Annotated in this window: 19 protein-coding genes; 11 read left to right on the forward strand and 8 right to left on the reverse strand. The window is 44.1% G+C overall.

Going from position 1 to position 24,884, the window contains the following annotated elements:
• Positions 1-194 precede the first annotated feature (194 nt).
• Positions 195-1,574 (forward strand): aminodeoxychorismate synthase component I, encoded by a 1,380-nt coding sequence (pabB, locus tag ATB74_RS17545; RefSeq protein WP_061019284.1) that lies wholly within the window; start codon positions 195-197, stop codon positions 1,572-1,574.
• A 145-nt stretch (positions 1,575-1,719) separates the two neighbouring features.
• On the opposite strand, the gene ATB74_RS17550 is transcribed toward pabB, so the two are convergent.
• Positions 1,720-3,438, reverse strand: a complete 1,719-nt coding sequence (locus ATB74_RS17550) for an ATP-binding protein (protein ID WP_061019285.1) — start codon at positions 3,436-3,438, stop codon at positions 1,720-1,722.
• Position 3,439: 1 nt separating this feature from the next.
• Positions 3,440-3,982 (reverse strand): heme NO-binding domain-containing protein, encoded by a 543-nt coding sequence (locus tag ATB74_RS17555; RefSeq protein ID WP_061019286.1) that lies wholly within the window; start codon positions 3,980-3,982, stop codon positions 3,440-3,442.
• A 302-nt stretch (positions 3,983-4,284) separates the two neighbouring features.
• Between ATB74_RS17555 and ATB74_RS17560 the strand changes: the two genes are divergently transcribed.
• From ATB74_RS17560 to ATB74_RS17570, 3 genes are all read left to right on the forward strand, one after another.
• Positions 4,285-4,884, forward strand: coding sequence for a CoA pyrophosphatase (locus ATB74_RS17560; protein WP_060981748.1), 600 nt, complete (start codon positions 4,285-4,287; stop codon positions 4,882-4,884).
• Positions 4,885-5,193: 309 nt separating this feature from the next.
• Complete coding sequence (locus ATB74_RS17565; RefSeq protein WP_061019287.1) at positions 5,194-6,447, forward strand: aromatic amino acid transport family protein; 1,254 nt, start codon at positions 5,194-5,196, stop codon at positions 6,445-6,447.
• Positions 6,448-6,567: 120 nt separating this feature from the next.
• Positions 6,568-7,929, forward strand: coding sequence for an L-serine ammonia-lyase (locus ATB74_RS17570; protein WP_060981746.1), 1,362 nt, complete (start codon positions 6,568-6,570; stop codon positions 7,927-7,929).
• 105 nt (positions 7,930-8,034) lie between these two features.
• Here the strand turns inward: ATB74_RS17570 and ATB74_RS17575 are convergent, their stop codons facing one another.
• Positions 8,035-9,177 (reverse strand): amino acid permease, encoded by a 1,143-nt coding sequence (locus ATB74_RS17575; RefSeq protein WP_146491325.1) that lies wholly within the window; start codon positions 9,175-9,177, stop codon positions 8,035-8,037.
• A gap of 717 nt (positions 9,178-9,894) precedes the next feature.
• Between ATB74_RS17575 and ATB74_RS17580 the strand changes: the two genes are divergently transcribed.
• Positions 9,895-11,517, forward strand: a complete 1,623-nt coding sequence (locus ATB74_RS17580) for a methyl-accepting chemotaxis protein (RefSeq protein ID WP_061019288.1) — start codon at positions 9,895-9,897, stop codon at positions 11,515-11,517.
• 55 nt (positions 11,518-11,572) lie between these two features.
• Here ATB74_RS17580 and ATB74_RS17585 read toward each other — a convergent pair whose 3' ends face one another.
• Positions 11,573-13,063, reverse strand: a complete 1,491-nt coding sequence (locus ATB74_RS17585) for a SulP family inorganic anion transporter (protein WP_061019289.1) — start codon at positions 13,061-13,063, stop codon at positions 11,573-11,575.
• Positions 13,064-13,622: 559 nt separating this feature from the next.
• Here ATB74_RS17585 and asnS point away from each other — a divergent pair.
• On the forward strand, positions 13,623-15,023 hold the full coding sequence (gene asnS / locus ATB74_RS17590) for an asparagine--tRNA ligase (protein WP_017060416.1): 1,401 nt from the start codon (positions 13,623-13,625) through the stop codon (positions 15,021-15,023).
• A gap of 134 nt (positions 15,024-15,157) precedes the next feature.
• Here asnS and ATB74_RS17595 read toward each other — a convergent pair whose 3' ends face one another.
• Both ATB74_RS17595 and ATB74_RS17600 read right to left on the reverse strand, forming a co-directional pair.
• Positions 15,158-15,364 carry a hypothetical protein gene (locus ATB74_RS17595; RefSeq protein WP_061019290.1) on the reverse strand — a complete coding sequence of 69 codons (207 nt, stop codon included), beginning with the start codon at positions 15,362-15,364 and terminating at the stop codon, positions 15,158-15,160.
• Between the two features lie 127 nt (positions 15,365-15,491).
• Positions 15,492-16,895: a PLP-dependent aminotransferase family protein gene (locus ATB74_RS17600; protein WP_061019291.1), complete on the reverse strand. Its 1,404-nt coding sequence runs from the start codon at positions 16,893-16,895 to the stop codon at positions 15,492-15,494.
• A gap of 218 nt (positions 16,896-17,113) precedes the next feature.
• Between ATB74_RS17600 and ATB74_RS17605 the strand changes: the two genes are divergently transcribed.
• The 3 genes from ATB74_RS17605 to ATB74_RS17615 all read left to right on the forward strand — a co-directional run bounded on the left by ATB74_RS17605 (position 17,114) and on the right by ATB74_RS17615 (position 20,600).
• Complete coding sequence (locus ATB74_RS17605) at positions 17,114-17,413, forward strand: hypothetical protein (protein ID WP_017060414.1); 300 nt, start codon at positions 17,114-17,116, stop codon at positions 17,411-17,413.
• A gap of 252 nt (positions 17,414-17,665) precedes the next feature.
• Positions 17,666-19,207: an HD-GYP domain-containing protein gene (locus ATB74_RS17610; protein WP_061019292.1), complete on the forward strand. Its 1,542-nt coding sequence runs from the start codon at positions 17,666-17,668 to the stop codon at positions 19,205-19,207.
• Positions 19,208-19,409: 202 nt separating this feature from the next.
• Complete coding sequence (locus ATB74_RS17615; protein ID WP_061019293.1) at positions 19,410-20,600, forward strand: amino acid aminotransferase; 1,191 nt, start codon at positions 19,410-19,412, stop codon at positions 20,598-20,600.
• 103 nt (positions 20,601-20,703) lie between these two features.
• Here the strand turns inward: ATB74_RS17615 and ATB74_RS17620 are convergent, their stop codons facing one another.
• A complete protein-coding gene (locus ATB74_RS17620) occupies positions 20,704-21,348 on the reverse strand; it encodes an outer membrane beta-barrel protein (protein WP_061019294.1) in 645 nt (214 codons plus the stop codon).
• Between the two features lie 150 nt (positions 21,349-21,498).
• On the opposite strand from ATB74_RS17620, the gene ATB74_RS17625 reads away from it, so the two are divergent.
• Positions 21,499-23,388 (forward strand): DUF294 nucleotidyltransferase-like domain-containing protein, encoded by a 1,890-nt coding sequence (locus ATB74_RS17625; protein WP_050634573.1) that lies wholly within the window; start codon positions 21,499-21,501, stop codon positions 23,386-23,388.
• Positions 23,389-23,393: 5 nt separating this feature from the next.
• Positions 23,394-24,110 (forward strand): 3'-5' exonuclease, encoded by a 717-nt coding sequence (locus ATB74_RS17630; RefSeq protein ID WP_060982732.1) that lies wholly within the window; start codon positions 23,394-23,396, stop codon positions 24,108-24,110.
• A 79-nt stretch (positions 24,111-24,189) separates the two neighbouring features.
• Here the strand turns inward: ATB74_RS17630 and ATB74_RS17635 are convergent, their stop codons facing one another.
• Positions 24,190-24,882, reverse strand: a complete 693-nt coding sequence (locus ATB74_RS17635) for an MOSC domain-containing protein (protein ID WP_060982733.1) — start codon at positions 24,880-24,882, stop codon at positions 24,190-24,192.
• Positions 24,883-24,884 lie beyond the last annotated feature (2 nt).

Below are 24,884 nucleotides of genomic sequence, written 5' to 3' on the forward strand. Positions count from 1 at the left end.
TCGAATTAGGTGGTTTAGCTTTTTATTGTGTTGAGCTGTATTTAGTTGCTTTAGCAATCGCTTGCATAGCTTTAAACTAAACCACTTGGATTACTCCGTTCTAATCAAGAACCCATTTTATTTTCAATTTATGATACTCTTGCTTCCTCTCACACGCCATGCAGTGATCGAACTCTTTGTCACAAATTAAACAAATGAATAACAACGAATTTCGCTCTACCCAAATCAAGCCGCTTGAATATCAATCAACTTTAGCTAAACAGCTGTTTTCCCATATTGAAAACCTGCCGTGGGCTATGCTATTACGCTCCGCTTCAGAAAGCCACGTTGATAGTCGATACGATATTTTAGTTGCTCAACCCATCGCCACCTTCGAGACAATCGGTGTAGAAACGACCGTTAATGTTAATGAAACGTGCGAGGTTTCAGACTCTGATCCTTTCGAACTACTCGACCACTATCAGCAACAGTTATTACCTGCGACTAAAGAGCACGCTGAGTTGCCATTTGTTGGCGGCGCTTTAGGCTACTTTAGTTATGATTTAGGGCGTAGAGTAGAGACACTTCCTTCACTCGCAAAGCGTGATATTGAAGCACCTGATATGGCGGTTGGCTTGTATGAATGGGCAGTGATCGTTGACCACAAATTGAAAACAGCGTGTATTGTCGGCAGAAATATCGATGAACATCATGATTGGCTGATGCAGCAAATGGCTCAATCAAACGTAACACATGCGCCCTTTGGATTAACCACGCCGTGGCAATCCAATATGAGTGAAGAGCGCTACGCCACCAAGTTCGATAGTGTTCAAGAGTACCTGTTATCCGGTGACTGCTATCAGATTAATTTGGCTCAGCGCTTCAATGCCCAATACCAAGGCAGTGAATGGCTGGCTTACGAAAAGCTTGAGCAGTACAACTCAGCGCCCTTTTCTGGCTTTATCCGTTTGGCCGACTGCGCAATCATCAGCGTTTCGCCAGAGCGTTTCTTAGAACTCAAAGACAATGTGATTGAAACCAAGCCAATCAAAGGCACACGCCCTCGTTCTGACGACCACGTGATTGATGATGCTAACGCGCAGGACCTAGCAAGCGCAGATAAAGATCAGGCTGAAAACCTGATGATTGTAGATTTACTTCGTAACGATATCGGTAGAGTGGCAAAGCCAGGAACGGTTCATGTCCCTAAATTGTTCGATATTGAAAGCTTCCCTGCCGTGCACCACTTAGTAAGTACGATACGAGCTGACCTTGATGACCAATATTCAGCGACTGATCTTCTGAGAGCTTGTTTTCCTGGCGGGTCAATTACCGGCGCACCAAAGGGTCGCGCTATGCAGATCATTGAGGAATTAGAGCCACATCGACGTTCAGCGTATTGCGGCAGTATTGGTTACATCAGCCGAAATGGCAGAATGGACACAAGCATTACCATTCGCACTTTGGTGGCAGAGAACAATACGCTTTATGCTTGGGCTGGCGGTGGTGTGGTATTTGATAGTGATTGTGCTTCTGAATACCAAGAAACACTGGATAAGCTGAGTCGAATTCTACCGATACTTGAAGATTGCTAAGCATAGCGTCATTAATCGCCATTCCGCTGCTTTGCGACTAGCAAACGCTCGATATAACAAGAAACCGAAGGATCGCAAAATCACTTCGGTTTTTTTAGTTTCTAAATCAGGGAGTTCACAATTAGTCACTCGTTATTAGCACGGCTTAAACGATCTTCACAGCAGAAGCACCCCACTTCTTGAGCATTTCTTTAAGGTCGTTGGCTGTATAAGGCTTACTAAGAATGTCGTCCATCCCACACTGAATACAACGTTCGCGCTCTTCTAGCGTCGTTCCGGCGGTGAGTGCCACAATAGATTTAACGTAACCCTTCTCTCTAAGCTTCTCTGTCGCTTCAAAACCGTCCATGACTGGCATTCTGCAATCCATAAACACTATGTCATATTCATTGCCTGAAGCAAGCTCTAGCCCTTCGACTCCATTGCTGGCAATAGCAGGCTCTATCTTGTGCTTACGCAACATCTGTTGGATGATGATCTGGTTCATCTTAATATCATCAACCACCAGCACTTTTAATAAAGACAAGCCGACATCTGATTCAGTATCTTGCGACACTCGACTGTTTTCATCAGAAACATCGATTACCTGCAAAGGCAGCGCAATAGTAAAAGTTGTCCCACTTCCCACGATGCTGGTCACGCTAATATCACCATGCATCAATCCAACTAGCTTACGACAAATAGCCAGACCTAGCCCTGTGCCTTCATAATTTCGGCTACTTGAATTATCGGCCTGAGTAAAAGGTTCAAACAGTGTCTTATAAGCGGATTGAGCGATCCCGACTCCAGTGTCCTCAACGGAAAAGATAAATTGGTCTTTCAGCCATTTGATCTCAACATTTACATGACCTTGAGCCGTGAACTTGATAGCGTTTCCAATCAGGTTTACGAACAGTTGAGTAATACGCTCTAAGTCACCATAGAAGTGGCTCGGTACACCTTTGTCTACGTTGACATCAAACTTAAGCTGCTTTTCAAGCGCTCGATTGGTAAAAATACTATCAATAGTATTTCTCAGATCATGGAGCGCGAACTTCTTCGGTATTAACTCCAACATTCCCGCATTGATTTTACTGTAATCCAGTAGGTCATTGATGATGGTTCTGAGAAACTCTCCAGATTGGCTCAGGTTATTCACTATCTCACGCTGAGACCCACTTAATTCTGTATCACTGATCAGTTCAGCACTACCGAGTAAGCCATTAAGAGGGGTTCTTAATTCGTGATTAATCATCGCGACAAAATCACGGGTTGCCCTTTCGGACTCCTCTGCTCGTTTACGCGATTCAACATTTCGATTAATAGCAAGCTGATGAGTTAGTGCACTACAGATAAGATCAGTAACCAACACCAGTTGACTCTGTATAAATTCATAGTCTTGATCTAACAATCTGACCTTCACTATTAACGCACCGACTATCACCTTTTCTACCTCTAACGGCACGGTAAGTAGGCAGCCTTGCCAATGAGGCTCTTGAATATCTTGATCTAGTACCTCGACAGTTTCATCGCCATAGTCGTATGTTTTTAGCTGAGGAAGTAATTTTGGAGGCAAAATCAAGCGACTGCCTTCAATCAAATAACTGTTGGTCACATTCGTCGTCAGCTGTGATAACATGACATCGTCTAGATCATTCATAAGAAATGTACGACCGAAATCAATCAACAGGTTATCAACCTGTTCTTGGAATTCAATCCGACGTAAATTTGCGTTGGAGCGCTTTTCTAACTGACGCAGCGCAAGCTCAAGTTGTTGGTTTGCCTCAAACAGTTCGAGACTTTTTTGTTCCAACAACGCTTCGGCCACTTTCCGTGCAGCAATTTGACGTTTAAGCTTTTTCTCTAGGGCTGATGCCAGATCCATATCACTTTTCTACTTTGAGATTAAACCTAACCACGCTTTGGTCATCATTTTGTGGCGTCATTTCTACCACGATAGATTCACCATGGTATTCAGCACACCCTTCGATAAGCCCTAAACAAACGTGAGACATACACCTTGCGCTTTTGTAGTCAAAAACAAGTTGTGCTTCGGTCGTAGTGATAAAACTGAATTCAGGTGGCTCAGCATCCGGATAGAGCTTCTTCACTTCAACGTGAATGTAGCGCTCTACGTGCTGAATAAATTGAAAGGTGGTATTGCTATGAGCAAGGCTCGCTTTATTAGGTAAAGAGGCGAGTAAGTTCTTAAATACAGACTGCCCGAAAACGCGTTGCAAGCTTGCAGCATCGATATCCGTTTTTTTGCTCAAGTTAATGATGAGCTTAACCAGATCTTTGTGATCATAACTACCAACGGACGTGTAGATCCCTTCATCTTCTGACATTTCTAGAACTTCTTCCAAAAGCTCTAAACCAAACTTGTCTTCAACAAGCTCTAAAAATTCGGTGAATATGATTCCTTTCATCTCATACCTTTTCTTCTATTTCTTTTTAGAATGGTTCACTAAGTTATTGTTATCAAATTCTTAAACGAAAAATCTACGTTTCGTCACCCATTTTTATGACATGGATAACGCTTACTCGCCTGTATGCACATATTGAATATAGCAAAAATCATCATTTCGAGGAGATTCATCGGTAAACACCCCCTCATGACGCCCAATTCATAATTAAAGAGGGAAAGTAAATGAAGAAAAACTCAGTATTGGTAATCAAACCACTGTTATGTCTATACTTAAAATCATAACAATCAATATATTGGCTTGATATGAATAAAGAAAACTTCCTTCAACAATTCCAACTTAACCCTACCGTTGGCTATCACCCAGAGTCAGTAGAGCGTGTTTCGCATATCAGTGGCGATCAATTACGTAAAGCGGCGGTGGTGGTAGGTTTAGTTGAAAGAGAAGATGGTTTACATGTCATTTTTACTAAAAGAGCCGCTCATTTAAAGCATCACCCCGGCCAAGTCAGCTTTCCTGGAGGTAAACACGAACTTTCTGACCCTTCTATGCAATTTACTGCACTCAGAGAGCTCCATGAAGAGGTGGGAATTCGATCGGATCAAGTTAAAATTGTTGGGCAATTACCTGCATTGAGTACTATTAGTAAATTTTCTGTGACACCGATTGTTGCCATGGTCGATCCTGACTATAAAGCCATCATTGATGAGAACGAAGTTGCCTCAATTTTTGAGGTACCCGCCACCTATGTTTTAGACCAAGCCAAGTTACACAGCCACACTGTTAACTTCAAACAAATCAAGCATCGTGTTTTTGCGATGCCCTTCCAAGAGCACCTAATTTGGGGCGTTACGGCGCAAATTATCCAATCACTGCAGCAACATGTAGTGCAACAAATTACATAGCAACTACGTTTTGTTTAATCTCTGTTAACAAAACCCAGTCTTTCCATGGAACAGATTTATTAATGCAATTTTACGCAAACGTTTCCCTGATATAAATCTATACAACACCTCCTTTCGCATTAATAAAACTAATGCCAAGCATAAGCATAAATCACCTGTGGCACGCTATTTTCGTGATCAAAAATCCGTTTTTCGCATATCATGTGACACGCCGTTTCATTACATGATTTAGATCTATTTTTTGTAGAAGAAAATTCTGCAAAATTAGCCCCGACTTATTTCCTGTTCCCAAAAAATGAGTAATTTAACATGAACACAACAACTTCTTCGGCAAATGCCGTTAAAGATTCAAGCAAGTTTAACTACAAAGATTTTACCTGGTGTTTATCACTATTCGGTACAGCAGTTGGTGCTGGCGTACTATTCCTTCCAATCAAAGCTGGTGCGGGTGGTTTTTGGCCATTAGTTATCCTAGCTTTAATCGCGGCACCAATGACTTGGTTCGCACACAAATCTCTAGCTCGTTTCGTACTGTCTGCTAAAAACCCTGAAGCTGATATTACAGACACAGTTGAAGAGCACTTCGGTAAGACTGGCGCAAACATTATTACTTTTGCTTACTTCTTCGCTATCTACCCGATCGTTCTTATCTACGGTGTTGGTATCACAAACACGGTTGACTCTTTCCTAGTAAACCAAATGGGTATGGAATCTATTCCACGTCCTCTTCTTTCTGGTGCACTTATCCTTGCTATGACAGCAGGTGTTGTATTCGGTAAAGAGCTGATGCTTAAAGCAACTTCAGCGATGGTTTACCCACTAGTATTCATCCTACTAGCACTGTCTTTCTACCTAGTTCCTGACTGGAACACTTCAATGATGGATGTAAGCCCAGAATGGTCAACAATGCCTTCTATTATCTGGCTTGCTATTCCAATCATCGTGTTCTCTTTCAACCACAGCCCAATCATTTCACAGTTCTCTAAAGAGCAACGTCGTGTATACGGTGAAGACGCAGTTAAGAAAACTGACCAAATCACTGGCGGCGCGGCAATGATGCTGATGGGCTTTGTAATGTTCTTCGTATTCTCTGTAGTACTTTCTCTATCTCCAGAGCAACTAGCAACAGCACAAGCACAGAACATCTCTGTTCTTTCTTACCTAGCTAACGTTCACGAGTCTCCACTTATCTCTTACATGGGTCCTCTAGTAGCGTTCGCGGCAATTACTTCAAGCTACTTTGGTCACTTCCTAGGTGCTCATGAAGGTCTTGTTGGTCTAATCAAGTCTCGCTCTGGTTCTTCAATCTCTAAGATTGAAAAAGCATCTCTAGCGTTCATCGTTATTACAACTTGGATTGTTGCGGTAGTTAACCCAAGCATCCTAGGTATGATTGAAACAATGGGTGCTCCAATGATTGCAGCTATCCTGTTCCTAATGCCTGTATTCGCAATGAACAAAGTACCAGCAATGGCTAAGTACAAAACTTCAGCGCCTGTACAAATCTTTACAGCTTTATGTGGTCTAGCGGCTATTAGTTCTGTAATCTACGGCGCTCTTTAATCTCAAGCCCTTTTTATAAGATGCGCTTCATCTTATATCGCGAGATTAGACACAAAATATAATGATAATAAATGAGCCTCCCTACTCCCCTTGGGAGGCTCTCTTTTTGAGGTAATCGCTATGATTAGTGTATTTGATATCTATAAAATCGGTGTTGGTCCATCGAGCTCACACACAGTTGGACCAATGAAAGCGGGTAAAGAATTTATTGATGACCTACGTTCAATGGGAAAATTGCGCGACATCACTAAAATCACCGTGGACGTATATGGATCACTATCACTGACAGGGAAAGGTCACCACACAGATATCGCAATCATCATGGGTCTTGCTGGCAATACTCCTGAGCGTGTTGATATCGATTCTATTGCTGGCTTCATTGCTCGCGTAGAAGAAACTGAGCGCCTTCCTGTTGGCATGCACTGTCATACAGTATCGTTCCCACGCGATGGCGGTATGAACTTCCACACTAGCAACCTTTCTCTACACGAGAACGGCATGAGCATTCATGCTTGGATTGGTGACGAAGTTGCATACTCAAAAACGTACTACTCAATTGGTGGCGGTTTCATCGTTGACGAAGAGAACTTCGGCAAAGAAGAAGAAAACCCAATTAAAGCACCTTACGAATTCACAACAGCTGAAGAGCTGGTTAATCAGTGTAAAGAAAGCGGCCTTTCTATCAGTACACTGGTTATGAAAAACCAAGCGGCTTTCCACTCAGACGAAGAGTCTCGTACTTACTTCGCTAACATCTGGAAAACGATGCGTGAGTGTATGGATCGCGGTATGAATACTGAAGGTATCCTGCCTGGTCCACTACGTGTTCCTCGCCGTGCAGCAGCACTTCGCCAACAGCTAATGACTTCAGAAAAAACAACCAATGATCCAATGTCGGTTGTTGACTGGGTAAACATGTTTGCTTTCGCAGTAAACGAAGAAAATGCAGCTGGCGGTCGTGTAGTAACGGCACCAACAAACGGCGCATGTGGCATCATCCCTGCTGTATTGGCTTACTACGACAAGTTCATCCAAACAGTGACAGAGAAAGATTACATCCGTTACTTCGCAGCTTCTGGCGCGATCGGTGGTCTTTACAAGCGTAACGCTTCAATCTCTGGTGCTGAAGTTGGCTGTCAGGGTGAAGTTGGTGTGGCATGTTCTATGGCTGCTGCTGGTCTTGCTGAGCTTATGGGTGGTAGCCCTGAGCAAGTATGTATGGCTGCAGAAATCGGCATGGAGCACAACCTAGGTCTAACGTGTGACCCAGTTGCTGGCCAAGTACAAGTACCATGTATCGAGCGTAACGGTATTGCTGCAGTTAAAGCAATCAACTCGACTCGTATGGCACTTCGTCGTTCTTCTGCTCCTACTGTTTCTCTAGACAAAGTTATCGAAACAATGCTAGAAACAGGTAAAGACATGAACGCTAAATACCGTGAGACATCTCAAGGTGGTTTGGCTGTTAAGGTTGTTTGTTAATCACTCTGAATTAATAAACCGATAATAAAAAAGGAACGCCGAGGCGTTCCTTTTTTTGTATCTGAAGCTTGGTGACTGATTTATTCAACCGACCAAATTATTCTGTTAAATCACTTGCGAGATAAGTAGAAAGCAACCAAACAGCAATGAGAACAACATCATTGCGCTGCCGCCTTCTGCTCGGTATCGGTCATCAGCGACTTTCATAAAACGCTGCTTGTGAACCATAACCAAAGGAACAAACACAGCTAAGAATACTAAGATGATGCCAGCATAGTTCAGCACTTGTAGGAACTTGTCTGCAGCAAGCAGTGAACCCGCCAACGGTAAGATGAAGCTAATGCAGTACGTTACCGCTGTGTTTTGGTTGAACATGTCTTTGTTCTGGTTGAACAACGCCATCGCAACACCAAAGAAAGAGGTCAACAACGCCAAACCAGTGAAGGTAGACAGAACGTTACCTACCCAAGGAGATTGAGCCTCAAACGCCGCCATCAAATCTGATACGTTCTTGAAGCTTCTGAATTGCTCTTCACTCAAGTTACCTACCACAGCAAATAACCAACACAAGTAACACACTAATGGGATCAGAGAACCGACGATCACCATGTTACGCAGCTGTTTGTCTGTCGCTTCGTGGTTGTAGGAAACCAAGGTTGGAATCACAACCATAAAGCCAAAGCTTGTAAACAGGATGGCACTGGTTTTGATTAGATCAACGTGGTCATGGCTGGTCACCTGCATCAAGTTTTCTTGAGTCATGCTCGGCGCTAAGAACGCCATGGTTGCAAACAAGCTAGCAAGCATCACGAAGAACAATGCGCGGTTAAGTTTATCAATCACACCAGTGCCACTTGCGACTATAGCGCCAGCAACCAAGGTGAATCCGATTTGGCTTGCCGTAGCGGTGACTTCAATACCAAAGTTAGACAGTAGCTTACTCAGCAAATCACCTGCGCCCAGAATGTAAGCCATTAGCAGGCAAATCAATAACGCGTATAGCAAGCCGTTAGTAAGCAACTGACCTTGCTTACCCAAGGTTTTTCGGGCAATTGAGTTTAGTCCTAAACCGCCACCCGCTTTGATGGTCGCTTCTAGCAGTAGTAATGCTGCGTAAGTCGTACCGAAGCAGATCAGTACCATCAGCAGTGTGCCGTAAAGCAATCCGAATTGAGCTAATACCATTGGGATTGCAAGCATACCAGCACCGAGAGCGGTACCAGCGATAATTAGGGAGCTACCCATCATTTTAATATTCATTGTCTTTAACTTATTTATTTTGTTTTTAATAGGTGTAGTTCTCTGTCATCAACCAAGATGCAAAGAAAAATCGAAAGAAGTTAAGCTTTAAAACGAATATCGATAGGAGCGATAAGCGGAGTTAAATCGCGAAAAGGCAGTAGAAAACGAGTAGTACAAGCGAGAGTATAGAGAGGTGTGATCAGATAAAGAAGCCGTCTTCTGATGTGGTGACCCTTCTGTGGGTTCGATGATCGGTGATGTAATCTTGAATTTCATGTATGTGTCCAATATCAATAAGTCACATTCCATATTATTTGAAGCAGCGTATCCGTTGCTGCCCTACCTCTATCATAGAGGTCTTTTCATCTTATCGAATGAGCCTCGAAACACAACGCTATAACCACATTTTTTGCTATTAAATTGAACAAAACAGCCATTTGGATACAAATTAACCACTAAGCCGTCTAAAACAATAGTCTTTATTAATAGAAGATAAGCTGACAAATACATCTAGCCCATTGTATCCGAGACTCTCTCCTCTAATTAGAATCAAATTCACAACTCAACGTTATATTTTGACATAAGACATAACACAAACTTGCTACATCACAGAAACATAACCACAACCGGAGTATGGTCACACAATTCGCCATACCCCATAGGTGGTAGTGACTCTTACACGTACAGTATGCGCGTCATTAAAAAATAAAAAATTAATACCTTATGCGCTCAACTATAACCTTCAAAATTCTAGTGGCTCTCGCTATTGTGTTCACTTTTTTGCTGGCAATATCGACCTACTTTCAATATTCGCAGCAAAAACAACTTGTTAACTCTGTATTGAGTGAACAGCTTCACGATAAGGCAAGTAACTATTTCGATAGCCTCAATATGATGATGCTGACTGGCACAATGGCGCAAAAAGAAACCTTGCGTCAAAAAGCGTTAGCACAAGAAGGCATTGAAGACGTTCGTGTTTTACGCGCCGATGCTGTAAGCAAGTTATACGGTCCCGGTAATGACAATCAAATACCTGTTGATGATATCGACAAACGAGCGCTAGCAGGTGAAACGGTTATCGAACCCTTTTCTGCCGATTGGGGTAAAGGCTTAGTCATTGCCCTACCAATGAAATCCAGTGAAAACTACCGTGGCACCAATTGCGTGGCATGCCATATGGCACCTGAAGGCGAAGTATTAGGTGCGATTCGCCTCGAATATAACCTTAGTCATGTTAATTCCTTAATCAACACTCAAACCATAACCGCTATTGGCATTATGGCGGTGATCTCGTTTGCAGGATTCGTTCTTACAATGGGGCTCATTCGTAAGATTATCGTTCGTCCGCTGCAACAAACTTCTCGCTTTATGACCCAAGTAAGCAACGATAAAAACCTATCCACTCGGCTGCCTAAGCAAAGTAAAGATGAGATCGGTACGCTCGCGAACTCCATCAACTCATTCATGGGTACCGTTTCTGACAGCTTAGAGAAGGTACAAGACACCTCTCACAAATTGAATGCGTCTGCCAACCAGCTGACCAGCGTTGCACAAATTACCGAGCAAGCCGCCAGCGATCAGCAAAATGAAACAGCAGAAGTACAACACAATGTTGAAGGGATACAAGCGCAACAAGTCAATGTAGAGCAAGCCACTTTAACCGCGTCGGAGCTCATTAATCACACCGCCGATGTGGCGTGTAAGAGTGCGAACCAAGCACATGATGCAAGCGGTGAGATAAAAAACCTCGTCAGCAGCATAGAAGAGGTGAAACACAAAATACTGACACTCAACGAGCAGACTGGAGAAGTCTCTTCAATATTGAGCGTGATTCGTGGTATTGCCGACCAAACCAACCTTCTTGCATTAAATGCAGCTATTGAAGCGGCTCGTGCGGGAGAACAAGGCCGTGGGTTTGCGGTAGTTGCTGATGAAGTTCGCCATCTTGCCTCACGAACGGCAGAAGCAACAGGTAGTATTGAGTCAATCATTCATCAATTCCAACAAGGCAGTGAAGAATCGCTAGCTTCTGCTGATCGCGTTTGCGAACAAGCACATCAAAGCTCAACGGATATCGACGCTCTGTCTATTGAAATGAATGGTGTTGTGGAAGAAATGAAGCAAGTTTTGGCACATGCACAAAACATTCAGCAGCAAACGCAATCCACCACACACGCTACCCAAGATGTGCAGCAAAAAGTCGAGACCATTACCGCTCATGCCGATAATACGTCGCGTTCGGCTGGTGAAACTCGTGGGATCAGTAATGACTTGGAAGAACTATCCGATCACCTTGAGTCACTGATTAATCAATTTACTTTGTCGAGTACCAAGAAGAAGTCATAGATCGTCTACAACAAAAAAGCGCTCAACAATGAGCGCTTTATCTTCCTAACAATGATTAGTGCGTAATGGAAACCGCGGTTAAGTCTTTATGCTTGTGATACATCGCGTGTTTGACTATCAGATTCGCACTCACGCTATCCATTCCAGAAACCTCCACATAAGCGCCCTTTTTACGGAACTTGAACACAACCTTATCAAGCGCCTCGACCGAGGTATTATCTAAGAATGACGCATCCGATATATCGATGGTCACTAAAGAGGTCGCGTTGTCGTAATCGAATAGGTCAACAAACGCTTCTGAAGACGCAAAAAAGACATGCCCTTTTACTCGGTGAATGGTGTGCAGTTCGTTAGTCACGACTTCATCGAATATAAACACCATCGATTTGCTGGCATGTGCATAAAACAGAGCCGACAAAACCACGCCAACCGCAACCCCAATCGCTAAGTTATGAGTAAACACCACAACCGCCACGGTCGCTAACATGGTTACGTTAGTTGGAATTGTGTGGTCTTTAAGTTCAACAATAGAGCGCCACGAGAATGTGCCGATAGAAACCATGATCATCACAGACACTAATGCCGCCATCGGTATCAACTTCAACCAATCCGAAACAAACACTACCATTAATAACAAAACAACCCCGGCGATCATGCTAGATAATCGGGTTAAGCCTCCTGATTTGATGTTTATGATCGACTGACCGATCATCGCACATCCCGCCATTCCACCAAATAATGAGGCAACGATGTTCGCAACGCCCTGCCCTTTACACTCATTGTTTTTATTACTTTCAGTATCTGTCAGGTCATCGACGATTGTCGCCGTCATCAATGATTCCAATAAGCCAACCAGAGACAGAGCGATAGAATATGGAAGGATGGTCGCAAGCGTATCAAACGTGAATGGAATATTAGGAATCAAGAACACAGGCAGTGAATCGGGAAGCTTGCCCATATCGCCAATCGTTCTGACATCTAAGCCGAACAACAAACTAATGATTGTCAGGGTAACAATCGCGACCAATGGAGAAGGTATTGCACGACCAAACTTGGGAAAATAAGGAAGCAGATAAATGATCGCCAAACCCAAAGCGACTAATACGTAAACACTTGAAGGGACATTGATCAATTCAGGGAGTTGGGCCATGAAGATTAGGATGGCGAGCGCGTTAACAAATCCAGTAATCACAGATTTGGAAACGAAATTCATCAGGTTTCCAAGCTTGAGATACCCTGCTGCGATTTGAATGACGCCAGCTAGGAATGAAGCTGCGAGTAGGTACTCTAGTCCGTGCTCTCTCACTAAGGTGACCATTAATAGCGCCATAGCACCTGTTGCACCGGAAATCATCCCCGGACGACTGCCAACCAAAGCGGTTACGACACAGATACAGAACGAAGCATAGAGCCCTACTTTAGGGTCAACGCCTGCAATAATTGAAAATGCGATGGCTTCAGGGATCAATGCGAGTGCAACCACAATCCCAGATAATGAATCTCCTTTAACGTTTGATAACCAGTGTTTTTTTAAATAATTAAGCATGTAATTCTCTTTTACTTGTACAGCCAGTCCTGCCTTGTTGAGACATAATTTGATCGACTGTTTTTCTTGAATGAGCGAGCGCTCGAAAAGTGCGGGTGTAGAGAGAATGCAGGGGTTAAGGCGGCGTAATTAACACGTAGATATTAAACTCCTCTTGTTGCTTTAGTGGGAAATTAAGAAGGTGATCAAGTCCAAAATGACTGAATCTGCGCCAATATAGAGTGAGTCTCAACACAATCACACTCCCATTATTGAAAACAAAGGTTTCGACTACGCCTTGTTCGTTCAACGGCTGACATTGGGCTTAAAGATAAGGTGCAGGCTAAGATCGAACAAAAAACACACCCTCAAACGTATTTATGGTCAGTAGACACAATATTTCTTTCACCAAGCAAGAATAAAGGTTGAAGCTGTCGGTATGACAGGTAATATGTTCAATCGATTTAAAAAGTTTATACAACTTAATGTTTCGGCTAATTATTGTGCAAATGTATGTTTATATGCAGCAATGCCAGAGACTTTGAGTTGAATTTGTCCCTCAATGGAGAATGAAATCAACATGACTTACGCGCCTGTAACAGACGTACTTGGCGGCAAGCTAGCGGTAGACAGTGAAGTAACTGTTCGCGGCTGGATCCGTTCACGTCGTGATTCCAAAGCTGGAATCTCTTTCCTTGCCATTTATGACGGCTCTTGTTTCGACCCGATTCAGGCCGTGGTTCCTAATAATCTTAATAATTACGAAAACGAAGTATTAAAGCTAACGACTGGCTGCTCTGTTGAAGTAACAGGTAAGATTGTTGAGTCTCCTGCGAAAGGTCAAGACTTCGAACTAGCAGCAACTGACGTTAAAGTTGTTGGTTGGGTTGAAGATGCTGACACTTACCCAATGGCTAAGACACGTCACTCTATCGAATACCTTCGTGAAGTTGCTCACCTACGTCCACGTACAAACGTGATCGGCGCAGTAGCACGTGTACGTAACTGTCTATCTCAAGCGATTCACCGTTTCTACCACGAGCAAGGCTTCTTCTGGACTTCTGCTCCGCTTATTACTGCATCTGATGCAGAAGGCGCTGGTGAAATGTTCCGTGTTTCTACGCTAGACATGGAAAACCTACCACGCACTGAAAAAGGCGATGTAGACTTCAACGAAGATTTCTTCGGTAAAGAGACGTTCCTAACAGTATCTGGCCAACTTAATGCTGAAGCTTACGCTTGTGCACTAAGCAAGGTTTACACGTTCGGTCCTACGTTCCGTGCTGAAAACTCAAACACAAGCCGCCACCTAGCGGAATTCTGGATGGTTGAGCCTGAAGTTGCGTTTGCAGACCTTAACGATGTAGCGAAACTGGCTGAAGACATGCTTAAGTACGTGTTTGCTGCTGTTCTTGAAGAGCGCCGCGACGACCTTGAGTTCTTCGCTTCTCGCATCGACAAACAAGCAATTACTCGTCTAGAGCAATTCGTTGACGCTGACTTCGCACAAGTTGACTACACTGACGCAATCCAAATCCTACTAGACTCTGGTAAGAAATTTGAGTTTGACGTTGAGTGGGGCATCGACATGTCTTCTGAGCATGAGCGTTACCTAGCTGAAGAGCACTTCAAAGCACCTGTTATCGTTAAGAACTACCCGAAAGACATCAAAGCTTTCTACATGCGCCTAAACGACGACGGCAAAACAGTTGCAGCAATGGACGTACTTGCACCAGGCATCGGTGAAATCATCGGTGGTGCACAACGTGAAGAGCGTCTAGACATTCTAGACGAGCGCATGATTGCGATGGGTATCGACCCTGAGCACATGAGCTGGTACCGCGACCTACGTAAATACGGCACAGTGCCACACGCTGGTTTCGGTCTTGGTTTCGAGCGTCTAGTGTCTTACGTAACAGGTATGGGCAACGTTCGTGACGTGATTCCATTCCCACGTACACCGCGCTCTGCAAACTTCTAATTCGAAACCGATTCGATATTAAAAGTTAAGAACAAATAAAAACCTCCGCACTTGCGGAGGTTTTTTTATATTTGGAATAAAACGAGACAACAGATACTTCTGCGTACCACCAGCTGAAACTAATGCTTCAAAGGTTAATCGACATCTTGGTCTTTAGCATATTTGATAGCGAAACCGCAGATTGCCATCATGACGAACGGGATCGCCGCAGTGGTATATTCAGCCCACGCCATATCAGCGAATGCTTTTGCCAGCAGTACGTGGCCAAGAATAAGCAGAAGCGCACACACAATCGCGACGACAATCAGCTTAACTTCATTTCCCATAGTCATTTTCAACATAACAGTATCTCCAATATTTGGTCTACCGTTATTGAATCACAACTCTCTGGTCAATTAGGCGTACAGTTACGCCAGAAACAACCCGTACAGTTGGAATGATTGTCTTTTTTATGAGGGACTTAAGATTTTACGAGTGCGTAAGTTGATGTGCCAGTTTGCCAAGCAAAATGAGTGCCTGCTCTTTCTCTGCTGTGAGTTCATAAGAGAAGTTCAATCGTATCGCGTTATCCACTCTACCCTGTTCACTGAAAAGATCGCCAGATGCGACACTAATACCTTGCTCGATAGCCAGTTGATGAAATTGTTGGCTGTCGAATTCTTTAGAGACACGAATCCATATGAAGTAACCACCAGACGGCTCTTCAATCTCGATCGAATGCGGGAAGTACTGCTTAATAACGTCGATAAATCGCTTTTTCCTGACTAAAAGGTTTTTACGCAGTTTACGAAGGTGATTGTCGTAGCTTTCATGCGTTAAGAAATGGGCGACGCCAAGTTGAACGGGAGCACTGCTCGATAACGTAGAAAGAAGCTGTAACTTTTGAATCGCATCATTAAAACGCGTGTTCACAACCCACCCTACTCGATAACCCGGACATAGGCTTTTTGAATACGACCCACAAAGCAAGACGGAATCGGTCTTATCGAAGGCCTTTAATGGCTTCGGCTTATGCCCTTCGTAATAAAGGTCACCATACACGTCATCTTCAATAATGTAGGTTTCATGTTGTTCAGCAATCTCTACCACACGGCGCTTTGCCTGTTCCGACAAACAGGTTCCCGTCGGGTTTTGAAAAGTCGTCATCAGCCAACACGCTTTGATATCTTGGTTTTGTAGTGCGTTTTCAAACTGCTCTATATTCAATCCATTAATTGGGCAAACATCCACTTCGATAGGATTAAGCCCTAGCCTTTCGACAGCCTGTAGAGCACCATAGAATGCGGGAGATTCTATCACGACGTTATCACCCGACTTAGTGACCGTTTGCAGGCTCAAGTTGAGCGCTTCCATTGCACCTGACGTAATCACGATGTCTTGATGATTAACCGTAATGCCTTGCTGCAGATAACGCTGTGCGATTTGCCTTCTTAAAGACTCACTTCCAGGTGGCAAATTGTTAATCACACTGGCACCCGTCATCTTCCTGCCAGCACTGGCTAGATTTCGAGTCAAGGTAGGTAATGGGAAAAGATCAGGATCTGGGAATGCAGAGCCGAAAGGAATCACCCCCTCGGCTGAACTCGACTTCAAGAAATCGAATAAGCGGTCATTAATGGCTTTCTTTTCACGAACGAATGGCTCTACGTAATCAACGCCGTCCAGTCTCGGCGCGACAAAGTAGCCCGACTGAGGTTTAGCGATGATCCACCCTTCGCTTTCTAGCAACTGGTAGGCTTGTAAGACAGTACTATTGCTGACGTTGTAATTGCGACAACTCATGCGTACCGAAGGGATCTTCTCTCCGGATCGCCACGTATTGTTGGCTATCTGAATCCGAATATCCTTTGCAAGCTCTTCATAACGCGCCATCTAATTGTACTACCTAGAGAAATTCTGTAAGCCGGTGATTTTATCACTTACGCCAACAACTATTGCTGCTATCCATATGATCGCACCTAATTTCCACAATAGTGTGAATTAGTTCACAGATAACTTTGTAAGCTTTGCTAAGTTTGTACCCAAGGTAGGAGCTAAGTTGGCTTTCTACCTCAATAATTTGATGTAACCCAAAAACATGCGAGATAACAATGAAAAAAATAGAAGCAGACCAATTAAGTTATAAAGGAGAGTCAAACGGTGTTCACAGTTGGACAACACCGAGCGGCCAGCCATATTACTGGCACCCAGATTGGCTCCATATTGCTGAAGATGCGACAGGCTCACATCCAAAGCAAAAGATCGATGTTGAACAAGACCAAGCACCAACGGAAAAACACGCTGTGTCTGCTATTCTGAAACACATCAACCAATGGGCTGCAGACAAACTAGCGTCTCACCCTGAGATTGAAACAGGCTCTATTGAAGCTGAAATCAATCTGAAAAAGTAATTTGATTTAAAGTCGCTCGCGAACTCAATCACTCGCGACTTGAGTCAAATAGATCGACTGAGTAGCCTCGAACCTCGACCGAGGCTATTCAAGTATCTTCATAAAAATGCTGCAATAACCCTCATCTAGCTAACAAATCTCTAACACAAACCAGTTTCTTGTATCAATCCACGAAAGCTATCGATAGAATTTTCGGTCTTATTCACGTCAGTTATGCAAATCATTCGTAACTCTAAAGTCGTGAATCAATGAATGCGTAAATCTAATAAGAATGAGAACAAAGGCTTATCGATGGATACTTCAAATTACAATCAATCGCTAACGACTAAGTTATACGTCATTGCTGGCGTGCTGTTTGGCACCTATGGCAGTCGGGTATGTCCTATGCTCGAGAGCTTAACGACGTTGGAGATTTTCACACAAGTCAGTATTGTGTTTGTCTTATTATGGCTCGCGCGTCGTTACCTATTGGCGCAACATACCTTGGTCAAGCAAGGCCGATTCGCGCAACTCGATGCCCTGCTATTTTTTACTGCAAGTGTGCCTTTCGCGCTCTACTACAACTTAAGCTATGAATTCACCATAGATAGTAATTTGAAAGTGCTGTTTGGCATGAGTCTATTCGGCTTCTTTACCGGAACCATTCTTCAATTGAACGCCAAACTCAGCCAAATGGATAAAATGGAGACGACTGGGAAATTTGGCTTCCAACTAGTTGGTGAAAGGAGTTCGCTGGTTAAGCAAATGATTGGTTTAGTCATCGTACTTCTGGTAACACTGACGACTATGTTGACGATGATTGCCGTCAAGGACATCTTTTGGCTAGAACATAACCCTGAACGCTTATTGGATGGCACCGGCAAGATCAGCGTGATCAAAGAGTTTACTTATTTAGCTGTGGTACTGGGTGGATACGCAATCACCATCATGACACTGTGGAGCAAACTGATTAAACGTATTCTCCTTAGCCAAGAGTGCGCATTGAACAAGGTAACCAATGGCGAGCAAGGCGTTCGCTTACCTATATTCGGCTACAACGAGCTTGGTTCAATGGCATCAATGACCAATACCATGCTTGATAGCCTCGAAAACGCACAAAACGAAGTCAAAACAACACGTGACGTTGCCATTGTGAGCCTATCTGCGCTGGCAGAATCTCGAGACAATGAAACGGGTGCCCATATCCTAAGAACTCAAGAGTACGTAAAGGTACTCGCACAAGAGCTCAGCAAATCAGAAACCCACTCAAGCTTGTTAACGCCAAACTACATCGAGTTGCTTTACAAATCTGCGCCTTTGCACGACGTAGGCAAAGTCGGTGTGCCTGATAGCGTGTTATTGAAACCGGGCAAATTGACGGACAAAGAGTTTGAGATAATGAAAGGTCACCCCGCGATTGGTGCTGAAGCGTTATCTATTGCAGAAAAGCAGTTGGGAAGTAGCTCTTTCTTAAGAGTCGCAAAGGAGATATCTCTCACTCACCACGAAAAATGGAATGGCAGCGGTTATCCAAATCAGTTGTCTGGTGAAGATATTCCTCTATCGGGTCGTTTAATGGCATTGGCCGATGTTTATGATGCGCTCATATCGAAACGCGTTTACAAGCCAGCCTTTACTCATGAACAAGCTAAACAGATCATCTTAGATGGCAATGGGACGCACTTTGATCCGCAAATTGTCCAAGCTTTTCTGGCCGTCGAACAAGCATTTGTTTCAATTGCCGCGACCTACAAAGATGGCAAAAATGTACCCAGTGAACTTGAGCGCGAAAGTTTTATTGCTCAACCAGCATAATCCATTCAAAAACAACTAACTTCTTGCACCCTATAGGTTAATCCGTAGGGTGTTTTGTTATCAAATACCCTCTTTAGTCAATAAATCTGATTGAAATGGATTTTTTTTAGCCTTTCTGTTCACTTCGTATTGTCTTAAAAATTCCATACAGGTATAACTACCCATAGATACTATCCCCTCTCAATTGACATGGATGAAGATTATGTTTGAAAAAGTGTTAGCTGCTCCCGCCGATCCTATCCTCGGCCTTACTGAAGAGTTTAAAAAAGACTCTCGTGCAGAGAAAATCAACCTTGGTGTTGGCATCTACAAAAATGAAGATGGTCAAACGCCTGTACTTAAAACAGTAAAGAAAGCAGAAGCTGCACTTCTTGAAAACGAAAAAACCAAATCTTACCTAACGATTGAAGGCACAGCTGAATACGGTCTAGCGGTTCAAAAACTTCTTTTCGGTTCAGACGCAGAGATCGTAACGTCTCAACGCGCTAAAACAGCACAAGCTCCAGGTGGTACAGGTGCACTTCGCGTAGCGGGTGAATTCATCAAGCGCCAACTGGGCGACGTAAAAATCTGGATCAGTAACCCAACTTGGGCTAACCACAACGGCGTTTTCGCTGCTGCGGGTATCGAGACGGCTCAATACAGCTACTACAACGCTGAAACTAAAGACAAAGACTTCGCAGGCATGGTAGCTGACCTAGAGAAAGCTTCTGAAGGCGATATCGTTCTTCTTCACGGCTGCTGTCACAACCCAACAGGTATCGACCCAACGGCTGATGAGTGGGAAGTACTGGCTAAACTGGTTGCTGAGAAGAAACTACTTCCTCTATTCGATTTTGCTTACCAAGGTTTTGCAAAAGGCGTTGAAGAAGATGCGGCTGGCCTACGTGTTTTTGCTAAGTACAACAAAGAGATCCTTGTTGCTAGCTCGTTCTCTAAGAACTTCGGCTTGTACAACGAGCGTGTAGGTGCATTCACTCTGGTTGCAGAATCTGCAGACGTAGCAACGACAGCGTTCTCTCAAGTTAAGAGCATTATCCGCTCTATCTACTCTAACCCACCAGCGCACGGCAGTGCTGTAGTCACTCACATCCTTGGTGATGCTGATCTACGTGCTGAATGGGAAGCAGAAGTAGCAGAAATGCGCGACCGTATCCAAGAGATGCGTGAGCTATTCGTAACAACACTGAAATCTGAAGGTGTTGATGCAGACTTCACATTCATCGAACGTCAAAACGGTATGTTCTCTTTCTCTGGTTTGAGCAAAGAGCAAGTAAACCGCCTAAAAGACGAATTCGCAATCTACATTGTTGGCTCTGGCCGCATCAGCGTAGCGGGCATGACTAAGTCAAACATGGGTCCTCTATGTAAAGGTATCGCTGCGGTTCTTTAATCGTAACAATACCAAGTCTGCTCTTGCAGACAGTCGATATGCAAAAGCCAGCGATTAAGCTGGCTTTTTTGTATCTCTACTTTCAGTTTAAATGTTTTGTAAGTTAGTACTCTAGGAAGAACTCAACACCTAACTCATTCGTTCTTTCACTTACACCCGTGCTGCCCTCGCCATCCCGATGTTGGTAGGAACCACCAATCGCAAATTTGTTGGTCACCAGATAACGTAAGCCTAGGTGGTAAATCTCTTCGTCGAACAAATCGCTTCGATTCACTTGTACACTGCCATTGGCAATCCAACGTTTCGCAAAGCCATAGTTAAGCTCGGCTTTCACCCCTTGGATAAACTCAGTGTCAGAAGATTCAGTTCGGTTGGTGTCATTATCTTCAACCTTACCTTTAATGATACCAAGCAGGTAGTAAGCTACTATGTCTAAATCTTTCTTAATGCTGTAACGGTAACCAACACTTGGCATCAGCGTATCAATCCGAGTCGTGCTTTCATCAGGGTGAATAAAGCGTGCCGTATAATCACCAAGCAGCAACCACTCATCGGTCATGGTATAACTCACCCCCAACCCGAATGACGATGCATTGTTATTACCACCCGCATCTTCATTTAAACTACCCGAATGCGCCGTGGCATAAACATGGTCATAATCAAGAATATCCACTGCGTTAGTGTCCGCCCACAAACTTGGAGAAAACATAAAAACCGCAGATACAAAACTAAGCTTCCACTTCGACATTCCTATCATCCTTAAACTGTCACTCCATTAATTGAAAGGTTAGTCTATCCATAAGACTTTAAAAAGGTTTTAGCTCACAGATTGATTTGTGACGGCAAAATATTATCAAATGTTGTACCATGAAATCATACAAACCAATGGATGATCATTATGGATGCTGAGTTATTAGAGATTCAAAACTTTCTGGCACAATACCCCCCTTTCACAGAACTCCCTGAGGAGATGTTGGCGAAAGTGACCAGTAGCGTGGAAATTTCTTATTACCGCCAAGATACCCCGATCATTCACTTTGGTGATCAAATACATGACTTATACATCGTTCGAAGTGGCGAAGTCGAAGTCTACCGTCGTAAAGGCGAACTCTATAACCGCCTTGATGAAGGCCACTTGTTCGGTCAAATGGGCCTACTAACCAACAACAAGGTGCGTTTCCCAGTTAAAGCGACCGAAGACACCCTGCTCTACTGCATTCCTGAGCCTATCTTCCAAGAGCTCTACGACAACTACGACTCCTTTGCCGATTTCGTAGAAGTAGAAGATAACGCGCGACTACGCCAAGCCAACTCAGACAGCAACGACGCGAACGACCTAACGACATCCAAAGTAAAAACGCTGCTGACCAGCGAAGCACCAATGATCGAAAAAACGCGCACTATTCAGCAAGCTGCAACCATGATGGCACAAGATAATGTGTCCTCTTTGCTTATCATCGACCCAGATATCGTTGAAGATGATGAAGATGACTCAACACCAGTGATCGGCATCATCACCGACCGAGATTTATGTACGCGTGTACTCGCCGAAGGTCTAGACCCATCGGACGAAGTATCCAGTGTGATGACACCAGAGGTTATCTCACTCGACCATAATGCTTACGTATACGAAGCCATGATGACCATGCTTCGCTACAACGTGCATCACTTACCGGTGCTTAAAGATAAGAAGCCTATCGGTATTATCGAAGCGACTGATATTGTCCGTTACGAGTCTCAAAACTCACTGTTGCTTGTGAGCAGTATCTTCCAGCAACAAAGTATTGAAGATCTGAAGGTGCTTTCTGAGCAAGTAAAAGACAGCTTTGTGCGCTTGGTTAACGAAGATGCCAACGCCCACATGGTGGGTACTGCAATGTCGGTAATTGGTCGTAGCTTTAAGCAACGTATTATCGAACTGGGTGAAGAGAAACTAGGTAAGGCTCCTATTCCTTATTGTTTCCTTGCACTCGGCTCGATGGGGCGTGATGAGCAGCTGCTCGTTACTGACCAAGATAACGCAATTATTCTTGACGATACCTACGACGAGAAAAAGCACGGTAAGTACTTTGAAGAGCTATCGACCTTCATTTGTGATGGCTTAGACCAATGTGGCTATGTGTACTGTACTGGCGACATCATGGCGACTAACCCAACGTGGCGTATGACTCGTAGACAATGGGAAGAGTGCTTTGCCGATTGGATTGATGATCCAAACCCGAAAGCCCTGTTGAATGCTTCAATCTTCTTCGACTTAGATGGCGTTTATGGTCGTCTGAAATGGGCTGAGCAATTGAACAGTTTTATTGTTCGACGCGCCCGTAAGAACAACCGCTTCTTGGCGTGTCTTGCACGTAACGCACTCAACCGCACACCGCCGCTCGGTTTCTTCAAAGATTTCGTTATGGAGAAAGATGGCCGTCACAACAACTCAATCAACCTTAAGCGTCGTGGTACAGCGCCACTTGCCGATTTGATTCGTGTTCACTCATTGGCGGTAGGCTCTCGTTCTAAGAACTCATTCGAGCGTTTAGATGACATCATTGACGCCGGTATTCTGCCAAAAGGCCGAGCTCAAGATTTGAAAGATGCGATGGAGTTTATCTCTCTGGTTCGTATTCGCCACCAAGCACACGATGTCGACAACAACATCGAGCCTGATAACAACATCGAGCCAGAGAACCTGTCTGACTTCGAACGACGTAACCTAAAGGATGCATTCCAAATATTAAGTAATGCGCAAAACTTCCTTAAGTTCCGTTATCAAGCCAGCAACAAGTTTAAGTAGGGTCTATGAACAAACTATTCAGATCACCTGCGGTCGATTGGCCATTTAAGTTTGCTCAGAAGCTAGAACGAGCGAAAGACGAGCGCTTAAAGCACTATTATAGTCAGCCTCTTCCTGCTCCTGATACGCCTCTTTCAGAAGTGATGTTCTTGGCTGTCGACTTTGAAACGACGGGGTTAAACCCAAACAAAGACGGCATCATTACCATTGGTTTAGTGCCATTTACGCTCAATCGCATCTACTTGCGACAAGCCAAACACTGGACTCTAAGACCAAAACAGAAACTTGAAGAAGAATCTGTCGTGATTCATGGTATCACTCACAATGACATCATCGATGCGCCAGACCTTAGCGAAGTGCTGGGCGAGATCTTAGAATCAATGGCGGGACATATCCCTGTGGTTCACTATCGTCGTATCGAACGTGACTTCTTGGATAATGCATTGAAGGTGCGACTCGGAGAAGGCATTGAGTTTCCAGTTCTCGATACGCTCGAGATTGAATCTCAGATCCAGAATAAACTGGCTGGCGGCTTGTGGAATAAGCTAAAAGGCAAAAAACCAGCCTCAGTGAGGCTTGGTCAAAGCCGTCGTCGATACCACCTGCCCGACTACACACCACATCATGCATTAACTGACGCGATAGCGACCGCTGAGCTACTCCAAGCTCAAATTGCTCATCACTTTGACTCTGAGATGCCTTTGAAGAATTTCTGGCTCTAATTGAGTTACGTAAGCTCGACTTAAACACAAAGCCCACTAACTTCCATTAGTGGGCTTTGCTATTTTTTATCATCTAAGTTTATGCCGCTGTTGGCCCAACTAATCGCATTTCCCAATCTTCAACTTCACCCGTTTCTAGGCGTCGTTCAACCAACTTGCCCCAAGATTCTACGAGTGGCAGTTCAGCCATCTGGCTCAGTTCATCTCTATCCAGGCTTCCCGTAAAAACGGCACTCATGATGCGAGCGAGCGACCACTCTGGGTAAGGTCTTTCACAAAGGATAATTTCGTCACCTTCACCAATGTCACCTTCCTCTAATACACGGAAGTACCAACCCGTTCGAAGCGTGTCTTGCAGCCTTCTCGCCATGTCATTTTGGTCGAATCGTACATTGAGCTTCCAACAAGGCATGCGCCCCTGGGAGACTTCCAATAAAGTTGATCCAATACGAACCTTATCTTTCAAGCAAATGGATTGTTCTGTAATACCGCTTGAGCTTAAGTTCTCGCCAAATGCGCCTGCAGATTGGAAGATGTCTTTGTCGCCCAGTTCTTGCTGCCAAACTGGGTAGTGCTCGCTCGGGTAGATATGAAGAGCTTTTTGAATGCCACCATGAAAGCGAGGATCACCTTGTTCATCATTGGTAAAACCAAGCTCTGTGGCGTGTTGGCGCTCCGACAAAACCTGCTTATCAATGGCACTGTTTGCACCGTGCGCAAAAGTAACGGTTTTGCCAGCCAATACACTATTTACTACGCCTAACTTCTTCATAT

The organism is Vibrio splendidus, from assembly GCF_001557875.1.
In the GTDB taxonomy this organism is placed as follows: domain Bacteria; phylum Pseudomonadota; class Gammaproteobacteria; order Enterobacterales; family Vibrionaceae; genus Vibrio; species Vibrio splendidus_F.